At 58.0% G+C, this 19,274-nt stretch carries 13 protein-coding genes; 7 read left to right on the top strand and 6 right to left on the bottom strand.

Going from position 1 to position 19,274, the window contains the following annotated elements; all coding sequences use genetic code 11:
* The first annotated feature begins 180 nt into the window (after positions 1-180).
* Positions 181-3,270 carry a valine--tRNA ligase gene (locus tag Poly21_RS16765; RefSeq protein ID WP_146408055.1) on the top strand — a complete coding sequence of 1,030 codons (3,090 nt, stop codon included), beginning with the start codon at positions 181-183 and terminating at the stop codon, positions 3,268-3,270.
* A 123-nt stretch (positions 3,271-3,393) separates the two neighbouring features.
* On the opposite strand, the gene Poly21_RS16770 is transcribed toward Poly21_RS16765, so the two are convergent.
* The 5 genes from Poly21_RS16770 to Poly21_RS16790 all read right to left on the bottom strand — a co-directional run bounded on the left by Poly21_RS16770 (position 3,394) and on the right by Poly21_RS16790 (position 8,305).
* Complete coding sequence (locus Poly21_RS16770) at positions 3,394-4,380, bottom strand: SGNH/GDSL hydrolase family protein (RefSeq protein WP_146408056.1); 987 nt, start codon at positions 4,378-4,380, stop codon at positions 3,394-3,396.
* 39 nt (positions 4,381-4,419) lie between these two features.
* On the bottom strand, positions 4,420-4,872 hold the full coding sequence (gene fliJ / locus Poly21_RS16775) for a flagellar export protein FliJ (protein ID WP_146408057.1): 453 nt from the start codon (positions 4,870-4,872) through the stop codon (positions 4,420-4,422).
* A gap of 117 nt (positions 4,873-4,989) precedes the next feature.
* A complete protein-coding gene (locus tag Poly21_RS16780; RefSeq protein WP_302119267.1) occupies positions 4,990-6,390 on the bottom strand; it encodes a FliI/YscN family ATPase in 1,401 nt (466 codons plus the stop codon).
* Positions 6,387-7,148, bottom strand: a complete 762-nt coding sequence (locus Poly21_RS16785) for a FliH/SctL family protein (protein ID WP_146408058.1) — start codon at positions 7,146-7,148, stop codon at positions 6,387-6,389. Before Poly21_RS16785 ends, Poly21_RS16780 begins: the two co-directional genes overlap by 4 nt.
* Positions 7,149-7,186: 38 nt before the next feature.
* The gene (locus Poly21_RS16790; RefSeq protein WP_146408768.1) at positions 7,187-8,305 is read right to left on the bottom strand and encodes a FliG C-terminal domain-containing protein; all 1,119 of its coding nucleotides are present in this window, start codon (positions 8,303-8,305) and stop codon (positions 7,187-7,189) included.
* A gap of 242 nt (positions 8,306-8,547) precedes the next feature.
* Between Poly21_RS16790 and Poly21_RS16795 the strand changes: the two genes are divergently transcribed.
* Together Poly21_RS16795 and msrA are read left to right on the top strand one after the other, a co-directional pair.
* Positions 8,548-9,063, top strand: a complete 516-nt coding sequence (locus Poly21_RS16795; protein ID WP_146408059.1) for a carboxymuconolactone decarboxylase family protein — start codon at positions 8,548-8,550, stop codon at positions 9,061-9,063.
* 83 nt (positions 9,064-9,146) lie between these two features.
* Positions 9,147-9,857, top strand: a complete 711-nt coding sequence (gene msrA, locus Poly21_RS16800) for a peptide-methionine (S)-S-oxide reductase MsrA (RefSeq protein ID WP_302119270.1) — start codon at positions 9,147-9,149, stop codon at positions 9,855-9,857.
* Positions 9,858-9,871: 14 nt separating this feature from the next.
* Here the strand turns inward: msrA and rlmN are convergent, their stop codons facing one another.
* Entirely contained in the window at positions 9,872-11,005 is a 1,134-nt protein-coding gene (gene rlmN / locus Poly21_RS16805) for a dual-specificity RNA methyltransferase RlmN (RefSeq protein WP_146408061.1), read from the bottom strand.
* A 170-nt stretch (positions 11,006-11,175) separates the two neighbouring features.
* Here rlmN and Poly21_RS16810 point away from each other — a divergent pair, with 170 nt between their 5' ends.
* The 4 genes from Poly21_RS16810 to Poly21_RS16825 all read left to right on the top strand — a co-directional run bounded on the left by Poly21_RS16810 (position 11,176) and on the right by Poly21_RS16825 (position 19,144).
* The gene (locus tag Poly21_RS16810) at positions 11,176-11,733 is read left to right on the top strand and encodes a DUF4416 family protein (protein ID WP_146408062.1); all 558 of its coding nucleotides are present in this window, start codon (positions 11,176-11,178) and stop codon (positions 11,731-11,733) included.
* Positions 11,734-11,845: 112 nt separating this feature from the next.
* Entirely contained in the window at positions 11,846-15,016 is a 3,171-nt protein-coding gene (locus Poly21_RS16815) for a CRTAC1 family protein (protein WP_146408063.1), read from the top strand.
* Positions 15,006-18,050, top strand: a complete 3,045-nt coding sequence (locus tag Poly21_RS16820; protein WP_146408064.1) for a CRTAC1 family protein — start codon at positions 15,006-15,008, stop codon at positions 18,048-18,050. The genes Poly21_RS16815 and Poly21_RS16820 overlap by 11 nt, the downstream gene beginning before the upstream one ends.
* Positions 18,047-19,144, top strand: coding sequence for a tRNA dihydrouridine synthase (locus tag Poly21_RS16825; protein ID WP_146408065.1), 1,098 nt, complete (start codon positions 18,047-18,049; stop codon positions 19,142-19,144). The genes Poly21_RS16820 and Poly21_RS16825 overlap by 4 nt, the downstream gene beginning before the upstream one ends.
* The last annotated feature ends 130 nt before the right edge of the window (positions 19,145-19,274 follow it).

Below are 19,274 nucleotides of genomic sequence, written 5' to 3' on the forward strand. Positions count from 1 at the left end.
CCTGGAAGCCTGTCCTACGTTTCCAAATACCTCACCACCCCAATCGGCGCCCCGACGCTTCACAACCATCGAGCAGGTGGTTTGGTGGAGCGAACTCCGCCGGATCACCGATCGTTGCTCTGCTATCAGAGCTGAGCGACATTCACCTTCTTTCTGAACCCCGAACACCCCCTTCTTTCCATGATTCCAATTCGATTCGATCACGCTGAGGCCGCCGCTGGAATCCTGCAGCAGTGGGAGGCGGCTGGATGTTCTCGCGCCGACGCCAGCAGCGACAAACCGCCGTTCTCCATCGTAATTCCCCCGCCGAACGTGACTGGCGCATTGCACCTCGGCCACGGACTCAACAACACACTACAGGACATCGTCGTGCGGCGCAAACGCATGCAGGGATTCGAGACCCTGTGGATGCCCGGGACGGACCACGCGGGGATCGCGACGCAAGCGGTTGTAGAGAAACGCCTCAAGGAGATCGAGAATCAGACGAGGCACGACCTCGGTCGCGAAATGCTGGTGGAGCGGATTTGGCAGTGGAAGGACCAGTACGAAACCCGCATTCTCGATCAGCTCAAACGGATGGGTTGTAGCTGCGATTGGGAACGTCTGCGATTCACTCTCGATCCGGTCTGCGCCGCTGCGGTGCGGGCAACCTTCTTTGATCTGTTTGAGAAACAGCGGATCTATCGCGGTAAGCGACTGGTCAATTGGGATACGTTTTTACAGACGGCGGTCTCCGATGATGAGGTTTTTAACGAGACCAAGAAAGGGCACTTCTATCATCTGCGGTATCCGGTGATCGACCCCCAGCCGGGTGAGCCAGAATCGCTGGAAATTGCCACGACCCGGCCCGAGACGATGCTGGGTGACACTGCGGTGGCGGTTCATCCCAACCCAGCGGCAGCATTCGATCAAGTTGCTGCAGGGCTGCAAGAGAAACTGGCTGAGGCGACCGCGAAGGAAAAACCTGCGATCGAGAAACAAATCGTTGCGTTGGAGAAACGCCGCACCCAGATGTTGCCGCAGCTTATCCAGCTGCGTGACATGGCGTCCGCTGGGCGGACGCTCCGTTTGCCATTGCTCGATCGGGAGATTCCCATCGTGGCCGACGAGTGGGCCAAGCCCGAGTTGGGGACGGGTTGCGTGAAGATCACGCCAGCGCACGATCCGAACGACTACGAGGTGGGGCTGCGTGGCGGGCTGCCCATGATCAATGTGCTCAACCCTGACGGTACGATCAATGCCGAAGGCGGCAAGTACCAAGGACTGACCATTCCAGCGGCACGGAAGGCGGTCGTGGCAGACCTCGATGAACTCGGTTTGCTCGGCAAGGTCGAAGATCGCGAGATTGAATTGCCGATCAGCGACCGCAGCAAAACGCCGATCGAACCGTACCTGGCCGATCAGTGGTTTGTCGCCATGAACGAACTTGCGCAGTCAGCGATGGATGCGGTGTCCGACGATCGTGTGCAAATTTTTCCGGAGCGGTACCGTCGCGGCTATCTCGATTGGCTCAGTGAAAAACGCGACTGGCCGGTCAGTCGCCAGCTTTGGTGGGGGCACCGAATTCCGATCTGGTCGACCGGCGGACTGTCGCAGCATGAGGCGAACGAACTCAGCGATCAGCTCGAAAAACTCGCTCAGCAACATCTCGATCAGATCAGTCACCGGATCGACGCCGATAGTGAGGACACCGTGGCGGTGTTCGTCTGTGTGCGTGATGAAGATGTGACAGTCGAGTCCGACGTGCAAGCGTTGGGCCTCGTGCAAGATCCCGACGTGCTCGACACGTGGTTTTCGTCCGCACTCTGGCCCCACAGCACGTTGGGCTGGCCCGCTGAGACCGCCGAGCTCGCCAAGTTTTACCCTACGTCGACCCTGATTACCTCTCGTGACATCATCACGCTGTGGGTGGCACGGATGGTATTGATGGGGTTGAACAACACGGGCCAGGTGCCGTTTAGCGAGGTCTTCATCCATCCCAAAATTCTCGATAGTTTTGGGAAGACCATGTCCAAAACGGCGGGCAACGGCATCGATCCCAACGATGTGACCGACAAGTTCGGCCCGGACGCGTTGCGGTTCGGCTTGGCCAGAATCGCCGGCGATACCCAAGACGTGCGGATGCCCGTGCAGTACGAGTGTCCTGCCTGTGAGAAACTGATCGATCAAACTCGCAAGACACAGAAACTCCCGCGACTCGACTGCCCGGCCTGTGGCAAACCATTCTCCACCCAGTGGGCCGAATCCGACGAGGACAAGGCGTTGCCCAAGGGCGCCGTGGTCAGCGAGCGTTTTGAGACCGCCCGGAACTTCGTCAATAAACTCTGGAATGCGTCCCGCTTCACGCTAATGAATCTGGAAGGCTTCCAGCCTCAAAGTGTCGACATCACGTCACTGCCGATCGAGGACCGCTGGCTACTCAGCCGCTTGGCCAGTGTGACACAGCAAGTCAGCGAAGGCATCGATCGCTATCAGTACAGCGAAGTCGCTCGCATTCTCTACGACTTTGCCTGGGACGAGTTCTGCAGTTTCTACGTTGAGATTGCCAAGCCGCGATTGAGCGATCCTGAGCAGCAGACCGTGACTCAGAACGTGATCGCACATGGACTCGATCAGCTGCTGCGGTTGCTCCATCCGATCATGCCGTTCGTGACGGAATCGGTGTGGGGATACCTCGGCGAACTCGCCCCGCGGCGTGGGGTCCCCGAGCCTGTCGAAGTGGGTCGGTTTGTGATGACGAGCGAGTGGCCGACCTCGCACACCGACCACCACGACGTGCAGATCGAACGACAGTTCAGTGAGTTTCAAAAAATCGTCGCTGCGATTCGTCAAATCCGCGCGTCACAGAACATCAAACCAAGTGAAACGGTCCCTGTTGCGATCCGCTGCGACGACTCATCGCGTGAATTGCTCGAGCCCATGAAAGCGTATTTTGCTGGTTTGGCATCGGCTGACGTGGTTGCGATCGGCAGCGATGTCAAGCCGTTCGAAACCGATGCTCACCTGGGGCTGCCCGAGGTCGACGTTGATGTGCATGTGGATTTGGAAAAATTCATTGACGTTGACGCGGAACTCGGCCGCTTGGAGAAACTGCTCGGCCAGATCACCGGCCAGATTTCCGGGAAAGAGAATAAGCTCAACAACGAGAGTTTCGTCAGCCGAGCCCCGGCCGCGATTGTGGAAAAAGAACGCGAGTCGTTAACTGGCCTGCGTGAGCAATATGCCAGTGTCCAAGGCGACATCACTCGACTGAAGGCCAAGAAGGGCTAGTTCCGATCGCGTGGCTTTGAGGGTTCGCGATGGGAAGCATCGCAAACCTGACGTCTCGCTCTTGTTGATGCAGCACCTTCATCGCCGCACACCGCGAGTCGGTCCTGCTCGATGGATCTACCGTCATTGTTCGTGAGGCTTTCGATCGTCCCGAAGTGTCGGATTAAGAGCATCGGGCGGTCGTTCCCAGGTTTTCAAGATCCTTTTCAGGAACACGCGGCGGATCGCGTCGTGGCCGCGATCATTCGGGTCTTCGATATTATCGTAGAACCAATAGTGCGGATCGGCAGCATCGTAGTGAGCTCGCCAGAATTGGCGGCAATGTGAACCGTGACCCAAGAACGTTTCATAGAGATCGACGACATGCACATGATCACGGTGCGCGGCCACCTCTCGAATCACAGCATTGTATTTCGCATGGATCGCCAGACCATCGGGCCAGTCGGGTAGGAAGATGCTCGGCGCATCTCCGACTCCATCGGTCGGGTCGTAGATGTCACCCACATAGATCACGCACCCGCCGGGAAACCGTGACTGTATCTCGTCGAAAATTGTCCGTAGACGCGCGCGGAAGTTCTCTATCCAAGGTCCTGCTTGTTCGATCGTGGCACCGTACATGGCACCTTCAGCAGGTGGGCGGCGACCATAGGAGTGGATCAAGTCGTTGCCGCCCGTGGTCATGACGACCAGGCCAAACACGTCGTCGGGATACGTAGGGACTTGAGTTTGGAGTGTTTGCAGATGGTCGATTGAAGTCGACCCGGAAACTGCAAAGTTTTCTGCCGTTAGGTTGGGCAGCACCACTGACAAGCACTTACCTTGCATGTCGGCAAATTCGTCAACGGGATTGTGTTGCAATCTCGCGAAATAGGTGTGGCTCTGTGATTGGGCTCCCAAGCCTCGTGTGACACTGTCGCCCAGTCCCAACAGCACGACTGGACGCTCGGTCCAAATGCGATCAAAATCGGTTGCGGGGATCATCGGCCCGGCAGGACCCTCACCCACCGGACGGCGTAAAAAGAACTCGATGTACGCTGGGACTGAGGCGACGATGATCACACCGAGCAGCAACAACCAGCGCCGAGTTCGAGAAGGCGGTTGGGAGCTCATGGTGATTGCAATCCAAGTTGGCGTTTTTCTCCAGTATACTCAGCGCCGCGAATGGATCATCCTCGCAATCGTCCGCTCATCGGCGGTGGCCTGCTCACGCTGTAGCTGCAGTTGATTGTAAGCCACAGACTGTTTTTCACGCAGTCGTTCGAGCCGTTTGACTTCCGCTTCGGCTTCAATCAGGCGTTCCCGTCGTTGTTCGAGTTCAGCTTCGAGTTGTTTTCGAGTCGATCCAAGCGTGTCTTGATCATCGGCAAGTTGCCGATCGTAGCGGGCCTCGTGGCGTAGGCGGTCGACAGAAATATGAACATCGGTCGCGAACCGACCAGCTGCGGCAGATCGGAGTTCATCTCGCTGTTGTTGCAAGTGATCGATCTTTTCCTGAGTATCGTTGATCGCGGTGTGAGTTTCGGTGAGTTCGCGGATCAGCTCGTTGCGCTGCTGACGCTGGAGGACGAGTAGCGATTCAAAACGAAAGTGAAAGGACGTCACGAAGGTTCAGTTTGGGATGGAAGGTTGGTAGCCCGTAGGATGGGACCCTGGTCCCGTCAGAGCAAGTTGGAAACGGTTTATCTCCATGAAGCCTCGAGGGGGGACAATGGTTCCAGCCTACGTTTCGTTTTCCAGGGGCTGACGCCGCTGAGTATGCGCAGCCGTCGCTGTTTGACTACTTTCCGAAGCGAGTCTCACGATGGATTGTTGAGCTTCGATCAGCGGGGTTTGCTCATCGCTGGCTTGACGCAGCAGTTCACCGATGGGGTCGCGCATCGCGATCGCAGCGTCGATGCGGGGGTCCGTGCCGCTGCGGTAGGCGCCAATCGAAATGAGGTCCTCGCTGTTCTCGTACTGCACCATGTGTTCGCGGATCTTCAAGACGGCCGCATTGACTTCGGGGCTGACCAAATGGTTTTGCAGACGGCTGACGCTTTGCGGGATATCAATCGGTGGGAAATGGCCGCCCTGCGCCAGTCGACGATTCAGTACGATGTGACCGTCGAGCAATCCGCGAATCGCGTCGGCGATCGGTTCATTATGGTCGTCGCCCTCGACGAGAACCGTGTAGAACGCGGTGATGGATCCTTTTTCGGTGCGTCCGGCGCGTTCTACCAATTGGGGGAGTAGATTGAAAACGCTTGGCGGATACCCTCGCGTCGTCGGTGGTTCGCCGGCCGCCAGACCGAGTTCACGTTGTGCCATGGCGAATCGAGTGACGCTATCAACCAATAGCAGCACATTGTGGCCCTCGTCACGGAACTGTTCCGCGATGCTGGTTGCCGTCCATGCGGCCGAGAGTCGCTGCGCCGCAGGCTTATCGCTGGTGGCTACCACGACCACGCTTTTTTTCATGCCCTCGCTACCGAGCGTTCGTTGGATAAACTCGCTGACTTCACGACCCCGCTCGCCTACCATCGCGATCACGATGCGATCGGCATTGGTGCCGCGCGTGAGCATGCCGAGTAGGGTGCTTTTGCCGACACCCGAACCCGAAAAGATCCCAAGTCGTTGGCCAATACCGCAGGTCAGCAGTGCATCGATCGCCCGCACGCCGGTTTGCAGGGGTTGGTCAATTGGAGGTCGATTGAGTGAATCAGGCGCGGAATGGTCCGCGTCCACTCGCCTCAGATCGGCCGCTAACGGGCGTCCGTCCATGGGACGACCGAACGCGTCGATGACACGTCCACAGAGTGCCGGTCCGACGCGCAGCGGCATCGCATGAGCGAGCAATTGCACTCGATCACCTGCGGTCAAACGGGTGATAGTTTCCAGCGGTGCGAGGATCGGTCGGCTTTGATCGAATCCGATCACGCGGGCCAGCGTAGGTGACGCATCGGTGGGTTGAAGTTCGCAGATGGCGCCGAGCGGTGCGATCAAGCCTTGCACTGTCACCGCGTCGCCGGTCACGGCAGCAACGCGACCGCGAACCTGGAATGGGACCATTGTCCGCAGCGCCGCCTTGGTGGCATCGGCATCGGGGAGACGTGGTGGCGACAGCCTGGGAACGTTCATCATCGCAATTGCTCTCCCAAGCGTTGCAGTTGAGCCTCCAGACCTGCGTGGATCTCCCCGCTGTTTTGCCGGAGGACGACATCACCAACGTCGAGTGTCGCATCGCCGATGACCTCCGAGTCTTCGGGCAGATCGGAATGGGCGAGTAACGCGCGCAGCGCCGGGCCAAGCTGCGCAAGCGTAGTGGGATGGACCGCGAGCGTCAGTCGGTTTTCAGACCGCGTGCCGTGCAAGGCTTCTCGGGCCCATCGAACTAACAGGTGTTCTGACGTCGCCGGCTTCGCCGTTTTGTTGTCCGCGAGATCGGCGGGCAATGTCAACTGTGATCGTGTGAGTTGTCCCGCCGCAGTGATCGCTGTCGTTGTCAGCGCGTCAACGTAGTGTTGCATCCAATCGTCGTATTGCTGCGTCATCTGCACGACAGCAGTGTGCAGTGACTCAACATGCGTTTTCGCTTTTTGTTCAGCTCGGCAATCAATGTGTGATTCGATCTCGGCCTGGGCGGCTTGCCATCCCTCGGCGTACCCAGCATCGTGGGCTCGCGATTTTATCTGCTCGGCCTGTTGGTGTGCCTCCTCGAGCATCGCGTTGACCTGGAGTTGGCATTTCTGCAGTTGCTCGCGTCCCTGTTCAGCTAGATCCGATAGATTGAACTCGGTCAGGTTTGCATCGGCTGCGGCGTGGTCGGTTTCGCCACGGCGAGAAACTGTCTTGATGATCCTCGGTGCAGTCGATTTCGATGATTTGAGGATTCCAGCCATACGGTGTTATTTAAAGAGTAAACGAGGACAGTGTGGGATCACATCGCGACGGCGACGTGACCATGACTCGATCCCGTCGCGGCACCTGTGGGCCTGCTAGCGCTCGCTGCGCTCGCCTCAGGAGGAGCCTGCCCCGCAACCCGTGCGGCCGCTAACACGGCAGCTTTCGCCTGGTCGATTTCACGTATTTCGATGCTGCCCACGGACATCAAGTGCTGGCGGACCTGGTTCGCTTGCGAACGCGGGAGGCAGGCGATGGCGGCGTCGGCGACTTTGTTCGGCAACCCGCACAGCGCCAGGATCGCCGTCCGCGTATCAACTCGTCCCAGCAGTTCACAGAGTTTGCTGGGGGACAGCTGCATGAGCTCACGATGGGTTTGCTCGACCGACATCGCAGGTGCCGGGATTTTATTTGTTGGGGCGTGCGCAGGCGCGGCGTGGAGATGTCGCTCTGTGGTTGCCCGCGATTGAGCCTCAGGAGAGGCGTCTGGCTGATTTGTCGCCAGCGGCATTTCGGCAAGGATGGCTTGGAGACGTGGCGAGACGTCGTGGGCGGAACCGTTGAGGTGCTCCGCCGCCGCCACGGGGTCATAGCGATCGTCATGACGATCACGGCCGCCATGGCGAGACGATCGAGATGGGTGTTCTGCCGTCAACCGCTCCAGACGCTGGCGGAAGCTGCGGGCCAACTCACTGAGCATTTCTTCGGGAACGTCGGGCAGGCGACCAATTCGTGCCAACAAGTCTTGTCGCTGAGCTGCGCCGAGACGTGGTAAAATCGCTGCGGCGCGGTCGGGGGGAATCTCCGCGAGGACGACGGCCTTGGTCTGGGGATGTTCGTCGCGGAGGAGGCTGAGCAAAAGATCGTCACTGAGCTCGCCGAGAAAATCGAGACAGGAGGAAGTTGCTTGCGATTGCTGAGCAGCATGATGACGCAGCGAGACGGCGAACGATTCGAGAGCCCGGCGCTGTTCCATCGGATCAACGTCCACGAGAGCGGCGATCTCGCCCTGCACTCTTTGACGGATCTCCGGCGGCATTTCCGCAATCAATTTGGCTGCGGTCGTGTCCGGCAGGTCACGCAGCACGATCGCAATCCGCCTAAGCGACGCAGCACGTCGTGATTCCTGTTCGGCGTGGGCAGCGATCGACGACAAGGTTGACAGGTCCCGCAGAATGATGGATGGCGAGGAAATCAAATAATTGTGGATTCTTCGTTACTTCTACTAAAGTTCCGTCGACGGCGCGAAGGCTGAAACAAAACGTTGTTCCATTCAGACGGTCGGGCGGCGGAGCCAGCGTGGTCAGATTTGTATGCTCGTGTGGTATGGGGATTGCACGTGGAATTGATGACGCCTCTCGTTCAGTAACCCGTTTTTCACGCAGAAAGTTAGCAGCCATGCCATTTGTGTCCCCACTCAAACAAGCCGACGCACCTGCCGATTCCCAGCCACTTCTCAAAGCGATCGAGAAAAAGTTCGGTCAACCGTTGAATCTATTCAGCACGCTGGCCTACCAGCCGGATGTGCTGGGTGGAACAACCCAAATTAACGATGGGATTCAAAAGGATTTGCCCGCCAAGTTGCGGGAATTCGCCTACTACAAGGCTTCGACGCTGAACGGTTGCGAGTATTGTTCGCACTACCACAATGGGGCTGCCAAGAAAGCGGGGGCGACCGACGCTCAACTCGCGGCAATCGATGACTACGCTGGGAGTGATGCCTTCAGTGACGAGGAAAAGGCGGTGTTGGCCTATGCTGAGCAACTGACAACCACGGCCAAGGTCGAGGCTGATACGGTGGCGAAGGTCAAGCAGACTCTCAGCGACACACAGCTCGTCACGCTGGCGGCTACAGTCGCACTGGCGAATTTCACCAACCGAGTCAATCACGGTTTGGACATCGAACTGCCCTGATTGCTTTACCGCAGGCCAGCGACGTTTCCATATCAAGAGAGGGTATTCAGATGCAGGCTTTCCGGTGGTGGATGGTTCTGTCGATGCTAGCAACCTGCTCGGCGGGCTGCCACCGAGGCTCTGCAGTCGTTGATGGGCCAGTCGAATCGAAGCGTGCTCGCGGGGACTCGCTGAGCTCAGAAGCTGCGCCGGCATACGCCACTGCCATGCTTGGCGGGGGGTGTTTCTGGTGTGTGGAGTCTGACTTTGAGAAGTGCCCAGGTGTCGAGGATGTGGTTTCGGGCTATAGCGGTGGTGCCTCGAAAGCACCGACCTATGAAACCTATGCCGCCGGCGGGCATGTGGAAGTCGTGGAAGTGACCTACGATCCAACTGTGGTGACATTTGCCGGGTTGGTCGAGTGGCTAATCAAGCACAGCGATCCGACTGACCCGTCTGGATCATTTGCCGACCGTGGTTCCCAGTACCGCCCTGTCGTCTTCTATGACAACGAGCAACAGCAGCAGGCCGCCCAAGAAGTTATCGCCAAAATCGATCAGATGGGCATCTACGAAAAATCAATTGCGATTGATCTCGAGCCCAGGGAGAAATTCTGGCCAGCGGAGGATTACCACCAAGACTACCATCGAAAGAGCTTGGTCAAGTACGATTACTATCGCTATCAATCAGGCCGTGATGCATTCATCACTGAGCACTGGGGGGACCGTGCCGGCAAGTTGGAGTTGCCCGAGTCAAAACCCAGCTCAAGCGATGTCATGGGAACACCGGACGCCGAGCAGTCGTCGACTCCCTAGTGCTGTGGTGCGTCTCATGTTACCGGGGTCGTACTCTGACCGGAGGCAGTCCGTTGTCCACGGTGGCGACGGAGTTGGCCACAAGCAGCGTCGATTTCATCACCTTTGCGTTGACGAAACATCACGTTGACACCGTCGGCTTCGAGGATTTGGCGAAATCTTGCAATCGATTCTTTACTGGGCGTGACGTAGGGCAACCCGGCCACGGGATTGTAAGGGATCACATTCATCATCACGGATCGTCCGCGCAGCACCCGGGTGAGTTCGTGAGCACAGGCTTCGGAGTCGTTAATGCCACCGAGCAAGACATACTCAAACGTAAGTCGACGTCCCGATGCGTTGAAATAACGGTCCGCGGCAGCCAAGACCGGCTCGATGCCAATCTTCTTATTGACGGGTACCAGTTCGCTGCGAAGTTCGTCATTGGGTGCATGGAGGCTGACGGCGAGATTGTAAGGCACACCGCCGGCTGCCAATTTATCGATCGCAGGCGGCAAGCCCACTGTGCTGATCGTGATCCGTCGGGGGCTGATGCCGAGTCCCTCGGGGCTGCGGGCGACGTCCAGTGCCGCGAGCACACCTGGCAAATTCGCCAGTGGTTCGCCCATCCCCATCATGACAATGTGACTGAGACGCTCGGATTCGGGTAAGCGGTGTTGCAGGCGCAGCATCTGTTCGAGAATCTCACCGCCGGTGAGGTTGCGGTCCACGCCATCGAGACCGCTGGCGCAGAACACGCACCCCATGGCACAGCCTACTTGGCTGCTCACGCAGATGCTCCGCCGGTCACCATCTCGCAGCAGCACGCACTCGACCTCACCGCCATCGCTCAGGCGGACGAGGATTTTTTCGGTGCCGTCGCGCGAAGTCGATACATGCGCTTCGGACGCATTGAAGAGTTCAAAATGATCCGCCAGTTCTGCTCGGAGCTTGGCAGGTAGGTCCGACATGGTATCGAACGATTTTGCTCGGCCAGCATAGATCCAGCGGCGAATTTGCTTGGCTCGGAAGGCCGGATACCCTCGCCCTGCCAACCATGTTTTGAGTTGATCGTCCGATGTGTTGAGAAGGTGCTCTTTACGGGGCCGAGGGGACTCTTCGCTAGCGGTCGCGGATGGATTTTGTGGAAGAACAGGCAACGAAGACATGGCAGTAGAGCGAGTGGCGGAAAAAGGCCGTAAAATCCAATCAATGGGGACACTCAACGATAAGCGAGCGGGGCGGGATGCACCAGCCAAAAAAGGCATTGCGACGTGAAACGGACCGCCGTTCGGGCCGGGCGGCTACCGAGGATTGATGAAAGCGTTAAGATTTCCCCATGGCTCAACCTCGTTTAATTGAACCGGTGGTACGGTTTTGCGCTGTGATTTCACGGCACGCCGAAGCCCGTCAATGGGCGCAGGAACGGCTGCGCGAGCACTGGGGGGCCGCCGCGGAAGTCTCGGCTCCTGCGGCATTCACCGCCGGCGGGTTTTACGATGCCGAAATGGGTGTGGGGCTGGCCAAAGTTCTGATGGCCTTCGAGAATTTCGCCGATCCAGGGGGCTTGGCTGATTGGAAACTTCTCACCAACGAATGGGAACGCGAATACGCGCAGTCGAGCGACCATGCGGAGCAGCGACCCCTGAACCTGGATCCAGGGTACATCACTCAGGCTAAGTTGGTATTGGCGACGATCAAGGATCGCGACCATCGTTTATACTTACACGACGGTATTTTTGCTGAAGTGACGCTCAATTACATGGGTGGTCGCTGGATCCATCATCGCTGGAGCTATCCAGATTATCGAACGGACCAGGTGGCGGAGTTCGCGATGACATGCCGCGAACGGTTGCGAGCGCATTTGTTGCAGACCGGTGGCTTCCGCCGCGTTTGAGGCCCAACCTCCAATTGCGGTATATTCGCTCACGTAATGGGCCTCTGTCGATCCAGAGGCCACCGTGGTTCGTAATAATCGCTTGTCAGTTCCATTCCAGCCACCGTGTTCGATGCCTGATCTCAAATTCCGCTCGCCGCCCAGGACCGCCGGAACGATCAGTGTCGTGGATCGCTCCGCGATCCGGTGGTCAAGGATGCCGTATTCTGATCGCAGAGTAAACGGCGAACCTCCCCTACCGATTGTTCTTGCGATCCCCTTCGTTTTGCTGATCTGGGTGCTGCCTCTGATGGGCTGTACCGGGTCATCAGTTGATGCAGAACCGAGCAGGCTTGCTGACTCGCAGGCGTCTGCTGCCGCGGACTCTTCGCTCTCGGCTGAGCAACCGACGGATTCAGACCTGCCCGATCAGAAGTTGACTGTAGAAGAAATCAGTGCGTTGATCGCGCAGGGTGATTACGAGCAGGCAGACGCGGTGATTCGCTCGATGTTGTCGGGCGACCCAGGCAGCGCGTCCTTATTGTTCATGGCTGCGCGTTCTGCGCACGATCAAGGCCGACTCGATGAGGCGATCGAGTCGCTGAGATTGATCCCGCCGGGCCACGCAGAGGCTGGGTTTCCGGCGATGGGGCAGACGGCCGATTGGTTGCTCGAAGCCGACCGGTTAGCTGAGGCCGAGGCGGCATTTGACGCAATGCTCAAGCAGTACGGGGATCTTGTGCCCGTCCATCGAAGGTTGGCGGATGTGCTGAATTCGCAATCCCGCCGCGTCGAGGCTGCGGAACATATCAACGCATTGATTCGCCTAGGAGACGTCACCGAGAAGGAATTGCTCAGCCTGACCACATTGAGTGTGCCCTATCACGATGAACTGCGAGACGACGCGTATTCGACGGTGTCGAACGAAAGCCCGCAGCGGCAGACGGTTAACATGCGTGACCTCGCTGCTGCGAAAGAGAAGTTGGTTCAGGGCGATCTCGGGTCTGCAAAGGCACTCGTCGCGAGATTGCGCCAGGAGTTCCCACAATCCGCTCCGGTGGCGGCATTGGAGGGCCGAGTCTATGAAGCTTTGCAAAGCGATGAGGAACTGCAACGGTGGAGCACTACGTTGCCAGCGGGTATCAGGCAGGAGGCGGAGTATTGGACGGCGATCGGTGCGTGGATGTTGCGATCGGGCAAACCGGAGGCCGCAATCCGCTCATTCTGCGAAGCGATCAAGCTCGATGGGACCGACCGCGTGGCCTATCAGCGACTGTCCGAAGCACTTGCAGGAGTGGGAGAAATCGAATCAGCCGAGCGAATCGCAGCTAGGAAATCACTACTCGATGACGCCTGGCAACTGGCGCTCAACGTGGGACTGGACCGAACGACGCGAATTGCTGACATGGAGGCACTGGCAGAAAAACTCGACCTATTGGGGCGTCCCTGGGAAGCAGTGTCCTGGCGAATGGTGCTCGCTCACGAATCGGGGCGTCTGGAAGAGGCCCTGCCCAGTTTAATGCAGACGCGTCAAACGCTCGCGCAGTCGGACGCTGGCGCGACGACGCCAGACCTGCTGTGTGGCATTGATCCTGCTCGATGGCCATTGCCGGAGGAGCCCGGGACGTTGGTTGAGGCACCAGCGAATCGGGTCGCTGGCAAGGAGATCCGTCTCCCATCGCGGAAACACTCCATCGTGATGGTCGATGTTGCCGCTGCGATTGGCATTCACTTTCGCTATCACAACAACCGTGAGCTTGACCCCAAGCGGGTGCGCATGTCACAGGTCAACGGCGGCGGTATCGCGGCACTGGATTATGATCGGGATGGTTGGTGCGATCTCTATTTCTGTGATGCGGGCGGACGACCGCAGGATAGCAACGATTCCTATCCCAACCAGCTGTATCGTAATCTTGAAGGTGGCGAGATGGTGGAAGTTGCACCGGAGTCGGCAACGGATGACCGTTCATACGGCGCCGGCGTGACCACGGCAGATTTGAATCAAGACGGATTTGCAGATCTCATTGTCGCGAACATTGGCGAGAATATTATATTTGTCAACAACGGCGATGGGACGTTCGCTCGTCAGGTAATCGAGGGTTCAGAGGGTTGGACGAGCGGATGCGTGTGTGGTGATCTCGATGGCGACGGCTTGCCGGAGATGGTCGAAATCAACTACATCGAAGATGCTTCTGCGTTCACCACGGAGTGCTGGGGAGAGGGTTTTGATTGCTCCCCCAGAATCTTTGGCTGCGGCCAAGATCGATTTCTCAAGCGAGATGATCAGGGGCGATGGGGGCGGATGGAAAGTGTGAACTCGGACCACCAAAAGCCGAACTATGGTTTCGCGGGGATGATTGCTAACTTTGATCGCCAACACTGCAATGACCTCTTCATCGCCAATGACACGACGGACAATCATTTCTGGGTCAGCCGTGAGGACAACCGGACAGGCGGCTTTCTGCTCGACAATCTCGCGGAGATGCGAGGGTGCGCCGCCGGTGATCTGGCGCAGACTCAGGGGTGCATGGGGATCGCGGGTGGGGACTTCAATCACGACGGATTGCTCGATTTGTGCGTTACCAACTATTGGCAGCAACCCTCTAATTTGTTCTTGCAGCGATCACCAGGGTTTTTCACCGACAGCGCATCCCAGTTTGGGATCGCTGACGCCAGTCGACCGACAGTGGGGTTTGGGATTCAAGCAGCGGATTTGGATCGGGACGGCTGGCTGGACCTGACTGTCCTGAACGGTCACGTCTTTGATCCTGCAGAGAATGGAACTCCGCAGATCCCGTTTCAAATGTTGCCGCAGCTATTCCAGGGAGGGCCTGCAGGTTTTGAATGGGTAGAACACCCGGAAACTGAGCATGCTGCGCTGCCAAGTCCTGACTTCTGGACCCAACCGACTCTGGGACGCACGCTGGTGCGAATGGATTGGAATGGTGATGGGAGACCGGATTTGGTCGCCAATTCGCTTGATGCATCCGTGGCAGTTCTGGAAAATCGGACCCAGACGGGACACTGGCTGCGACTGGATCTCGTGGGGACAACGAGCGAACGCGATGCGATCGGTGCGGAGGTTATCGTCCACTGCGGCGATGATGAATTCCATAGCTGGGTGGTAGCGGGTGGGTTCATGGGCGCGAACGAGTCCACGATCGATATGGGGTTGGGCGCTTATGGCCACATCGACCAAGTTCAGGTTCACTGGCCATCGGGTACGATACAATCGTTTGCAAATGTTGCAGCGGATGCGAGTTATTTGGTGATTGAAAGCGAAGAGCGCCTGCATGTGCGGTAGTAGAATTGACAACTCGAGATCAGCAGCTTCTGTCGCGTTGCGGATGCTGGCGTTGGCAATGGTCGGCTGGCTTGCGGCGGGTTGTGAGTCGCGCAGTCCCGCTCCTTCGTCGACCGCCGTGCCCCATGCTGAGGATGGCGGTCGGAACGACAGCGTCGACAAACTCGCGGTCGCGACGCGGCACCTGAGGCGCGGTGCCGCTGCTGCAGCTTTTCCGCTGGTGCAAGAGTGTTTGGTTGCCAATCCCCATGATCCAGTCGCTCTGGAACTCGCTGGGGATGTCAACGCGGCGATGAATCGACCGTCGCAAATGATGGAGATGTATCAAGCTGCAATCGCGCACTCATCGCCGCCATCAACGGCACTGCTCGATAAAGCAGGGCAAGCATGGATGCGAATTGGTCGACCGTTTGAAGCCTTGGCTGTCTTGCAAACTGCGGTCGAGCTGTACCCGAACGACCGCAAAATCCATACTGACCTGGCCGGACTATTGGCGGCGCTGGGCTTAGAACAGGAGGCTGGCGTTCACCTTCGATGGTTGATCATGCGCGGCTTTGGAGGGTTGAATGAGCTCGTGATGGTCTCGGATCTGACCCGCCCGCAAAACGACAAGGCAATTTCCCAGTACGCTGCCGAACACGCTCCCGAGGATCTCCGCTCGCAATTCCCAGTGGCCCGTGAAGAGGCCTACAGAGGAAACTGGAAGTCAGTCGTCGGGACGTTGGAACCGATCGTGGAAAAATACCCCGATTTCGCGCCTGCGGCGGCCTATTACGGGCGAGGGCTCGTTGAATTAGGTGACGAAGCGGGCGCCCAGCGGTGGGTAGCTCATTTGCCTGCAGGCATCGAAAATCAACCTCAGTACTGGCTGGCGACCGCAGCGATGGCGAGCCGACGCCGCGAGCCCGAACAAGCGATCTCAGCCTACTGGCGAGCCTATCAACTCGACCCGAACGATGGTGAGGTGCTCGGCAAACTTGCCACCGTGTTGGCTCAGGCTGGGTACGTGGATGAAGCCAAGGCTGTCGTGGTCGAGGCGGGTAAGATCGGCCAGGTGATTGAACGTGTTGACCAGTTACGCACCAACCATAACCAGTCTCAACGGGATGCGGTCCGGTTGGCGGAGACACTGCGCAGCCTGGGCCGATTATGGGAAGGAGCGTCGTGGTTACGTGTAGGTGCATCGATGCCAAAAGACGCCGATCCACGCCTGAAAGATCTCTATCTGGCCATCCGTGAACAATTGACGGCGCGCACGCCCTGGCAGGCCGACGAGTCACTATTGTCGGCATCGATGGATTTTGCTGAGCTGCCCGAGTTTGATTGGAACGCCAATGCCGCCGAGCCGAAGTTGGCCACCTCCTCACCGTCAGGCCTTGCCGATCGCATGTCACCCGTTCGATTTGTCGACGAAGCGGCAGCTCGGAATTTAAATCACATTTGCAAGGTGAAACCGCCGGCTGGAGGAGGTGAAGCTGGATTGTGGGTTTACCAAACCGGCGCAGGCGGCGCCGCGACCTTGGACTTTGATCGCGACGGTTGGCCCGATGTGTACTTGACTGTCGTCGATGGGACACCTCGGCAACGCGACTCGGCGCCGAACGCTCTGTTTCAGAATCATTTCGGTCAGTTCCGCGACGTCACAGCCGCGTCGGGGACTGGAGACGTCGGTTTTTCCCAAGGACTCGCAGTCGGTGACTTCAATAGCGATGGCTTTGATGATCTGTACGTGGCGAACATCGGTAGCAACCGCTTGTACCAGAACAACGGTGATGGCACGTTTGCCGACGTGACTGATAGTGTTGGGATCGACGACGTCGGCTGGACTAGCTCGGTGGCGATGGTCGACATCGATCAAGACGGTGTGCTCGACATATTCGATGTGGGTTACTGCGCGGGCGACCGTGTGTTTACGCTGCCCTGTGAGCAGGATGGTGTGGTCGTCGCGTGTCTACCCAAGTCCTTTGCGGCTGAGCCGGACCAAGTGTGGAGGGGACAAGCCGATGGAACTTTTGTAGACAACACGAAAGCTTGGTTGGGGCCGCACTCGATCGCCCATGGACTCGGGATCGTGGCGGGATTTTTTGATCAGAACGAAGGTCTCGATTTATACGTCGCCAATGACATGTCGGGAAATCATTTCTGGTCGACCAGCATCGACAAAGACAAACCTTTTCAATTGGACGAGCAAGCCAAGATGCGCGGGCTCGCGGTGGATAACCGCTCGTTGCCACAGGCATCAATGGGGATCGCTGTGGGCGACCCCGATGCCGATGGCGATACGGATTTTTACCTGACGCACTTCGAAGGCGAGTACAACACCTACTACGAGCAGATCCGGCCGGGAATGTGGGCTGATCTGACCTCGCAAGTGAAGTTGGCCGGACCGACGAACTCGATGCTCGCGTTTGGGACGGCTTGGCTGGATGCCGACAACGATGGAGTGCCAGAACTGATCGTCGCCAATGGGCACCTCAATGACATCCGCAGGCAGGGGCAGTCCTATCGGATGCCGATGCAGTTGTTTCGTCGTCAGTCCGATGGGACCTGGATTTCACCGGATCCGGCATCGGTGGGAGAGTATTTCCAAACGGCGAGGCTCGGTCGCAGTTTGATCACGTTGGATGCCGATCGTGATGGCCGTGTCGATACTCTGGTCACGCACCTCTTTGATCCGGTGTCATTATTGATGAATCGTAGCGAGACCGATGCTCGAGCAATCACATTCTTCCTGGAGGGAACCTCGGGGCATCCCAGCGCGATTGGTGCCCGGGTCACGATCGAGGCGGAGCGGGGCGAGCGGTCCCAGCAGCTGACGACCGGTAGCGGCTATCAGGCAGCCTCGCAACGCTGCGTGTCTTTTGGAATTGCCCCCGGTGAAACGGTCCAGCAATTACGTGTACGCTGGCCGTCGGGAGAGACCCAAAGCTACACGATCGATCCAGCCCAGCCGCTTGTTGGCGGCGCGGAATACTTGCTCGTCGAGGGCGACGAACACCCATTTCGCTATCAGTCAGTTGAACCAAGTTCATGAATCAAATCCTTCCTATCGATACTGCGGGCAAACCGCAACTCCAGCTTCAGCCCCTGAAAATCGGCAATGTGGAGATTGGATTTCCGGTTGTCCAGGCGGCATTGTCAGGATATAGCGATCTCCCGATGCGCGTGATCGCGAGGCGGCATGGCGCCAGCTACAGCGTGTGCGAGGTCATGCTCGACCAGTTCCTATTGTCGTTGACGAAGCGTCAGAAAACGAAGCATTTTCTAGACATCGCTGACGAAGAGCACCCTGTCGGCGGCCAATTGATGGGGGCTGAACCGGAGCAGTTCTCGCTCGGTGCGATGAAGTTGGTCGAAGCTGGATTCGACATCATTGATGTGAATTTTGGTTGTCCGGTCAAGAAAGTTCTCGGCCGGTGCCGAGGTGGATTTCATTTGTCTCAGCCTGCAGTGGCGATCGATATTCTCAAACGAACACGAGACATCGTGCCGCCGGAGATACCCGTTACGGTCAAAATGCGGCGTGGCATTGATGACAGCGCCGAGGCTCGCGATCAGTTCTTTGAGATACTCGACGGTGCGATTGCTGCTGGATTGGCCGCCGCGACGGTCCATGGCCGGACGGTCGCGCAGCGATACATCGGCCCGAGTCGCTGGGGGTTCCTCCGAGATGTAACGCAGCACGTCGGGGATGATTTCAAAATACTCGGCAGTGGTGACCTGTTCACGGCAGAGGATTGTTTGCGGATGATCGAGGAGACTGGTGTGGACGGCGTCACGGTTGCGCGGGGCGCGATCGGGAACCCGTGGGTGTTTAATCAGGCCCGTAGACTCGCCGAGGGTGAGCCCCTGCTGCCGCCTCCGACATTGGCCGAGCAAGCTGCCGTGATGCGAGAACATTTTGATCTGTGTGAGCAAACCTATTCAGTGGAGCGAGCACCGCTGTTGATGCGCAAGTTTTGCATTAAGTACTCTCAGAATCATCCCGACTACGAAGTCGTGCGATTGGCTTTTCCAAGGCTGAAAACTCGTGATGATTTTGAGCAAGCCTTGGCACGGCACTACGGCGACGACGGTCCCGGACGCTTCATTCCGCGCGAACTGCATGGTTCCCAAGAGGAGTGCTAAACCTAGCAATTCCAAATTGGCGTGGGCTGGTTAACAACCCTGGTCGGTCGACGTCTTCCCCGGTCGCGTGAGTCCCGCCTGCAGCGCTGATTGGGGCACGTCATTTTCCTTTAGGTCCGGCGAACGCTGG

It is taken from the genome of Allorhodopirellula heiligendammensis, assembly GCF_007860105.1.
In the GTDB taxonomy this organism is placed as follows: Bacteria; Planctomycetota; Planctomycetia; order Pirellulales; family Pirellulaceae; genus Rhodopirellula; species Rhodopirellula heiligendammensis.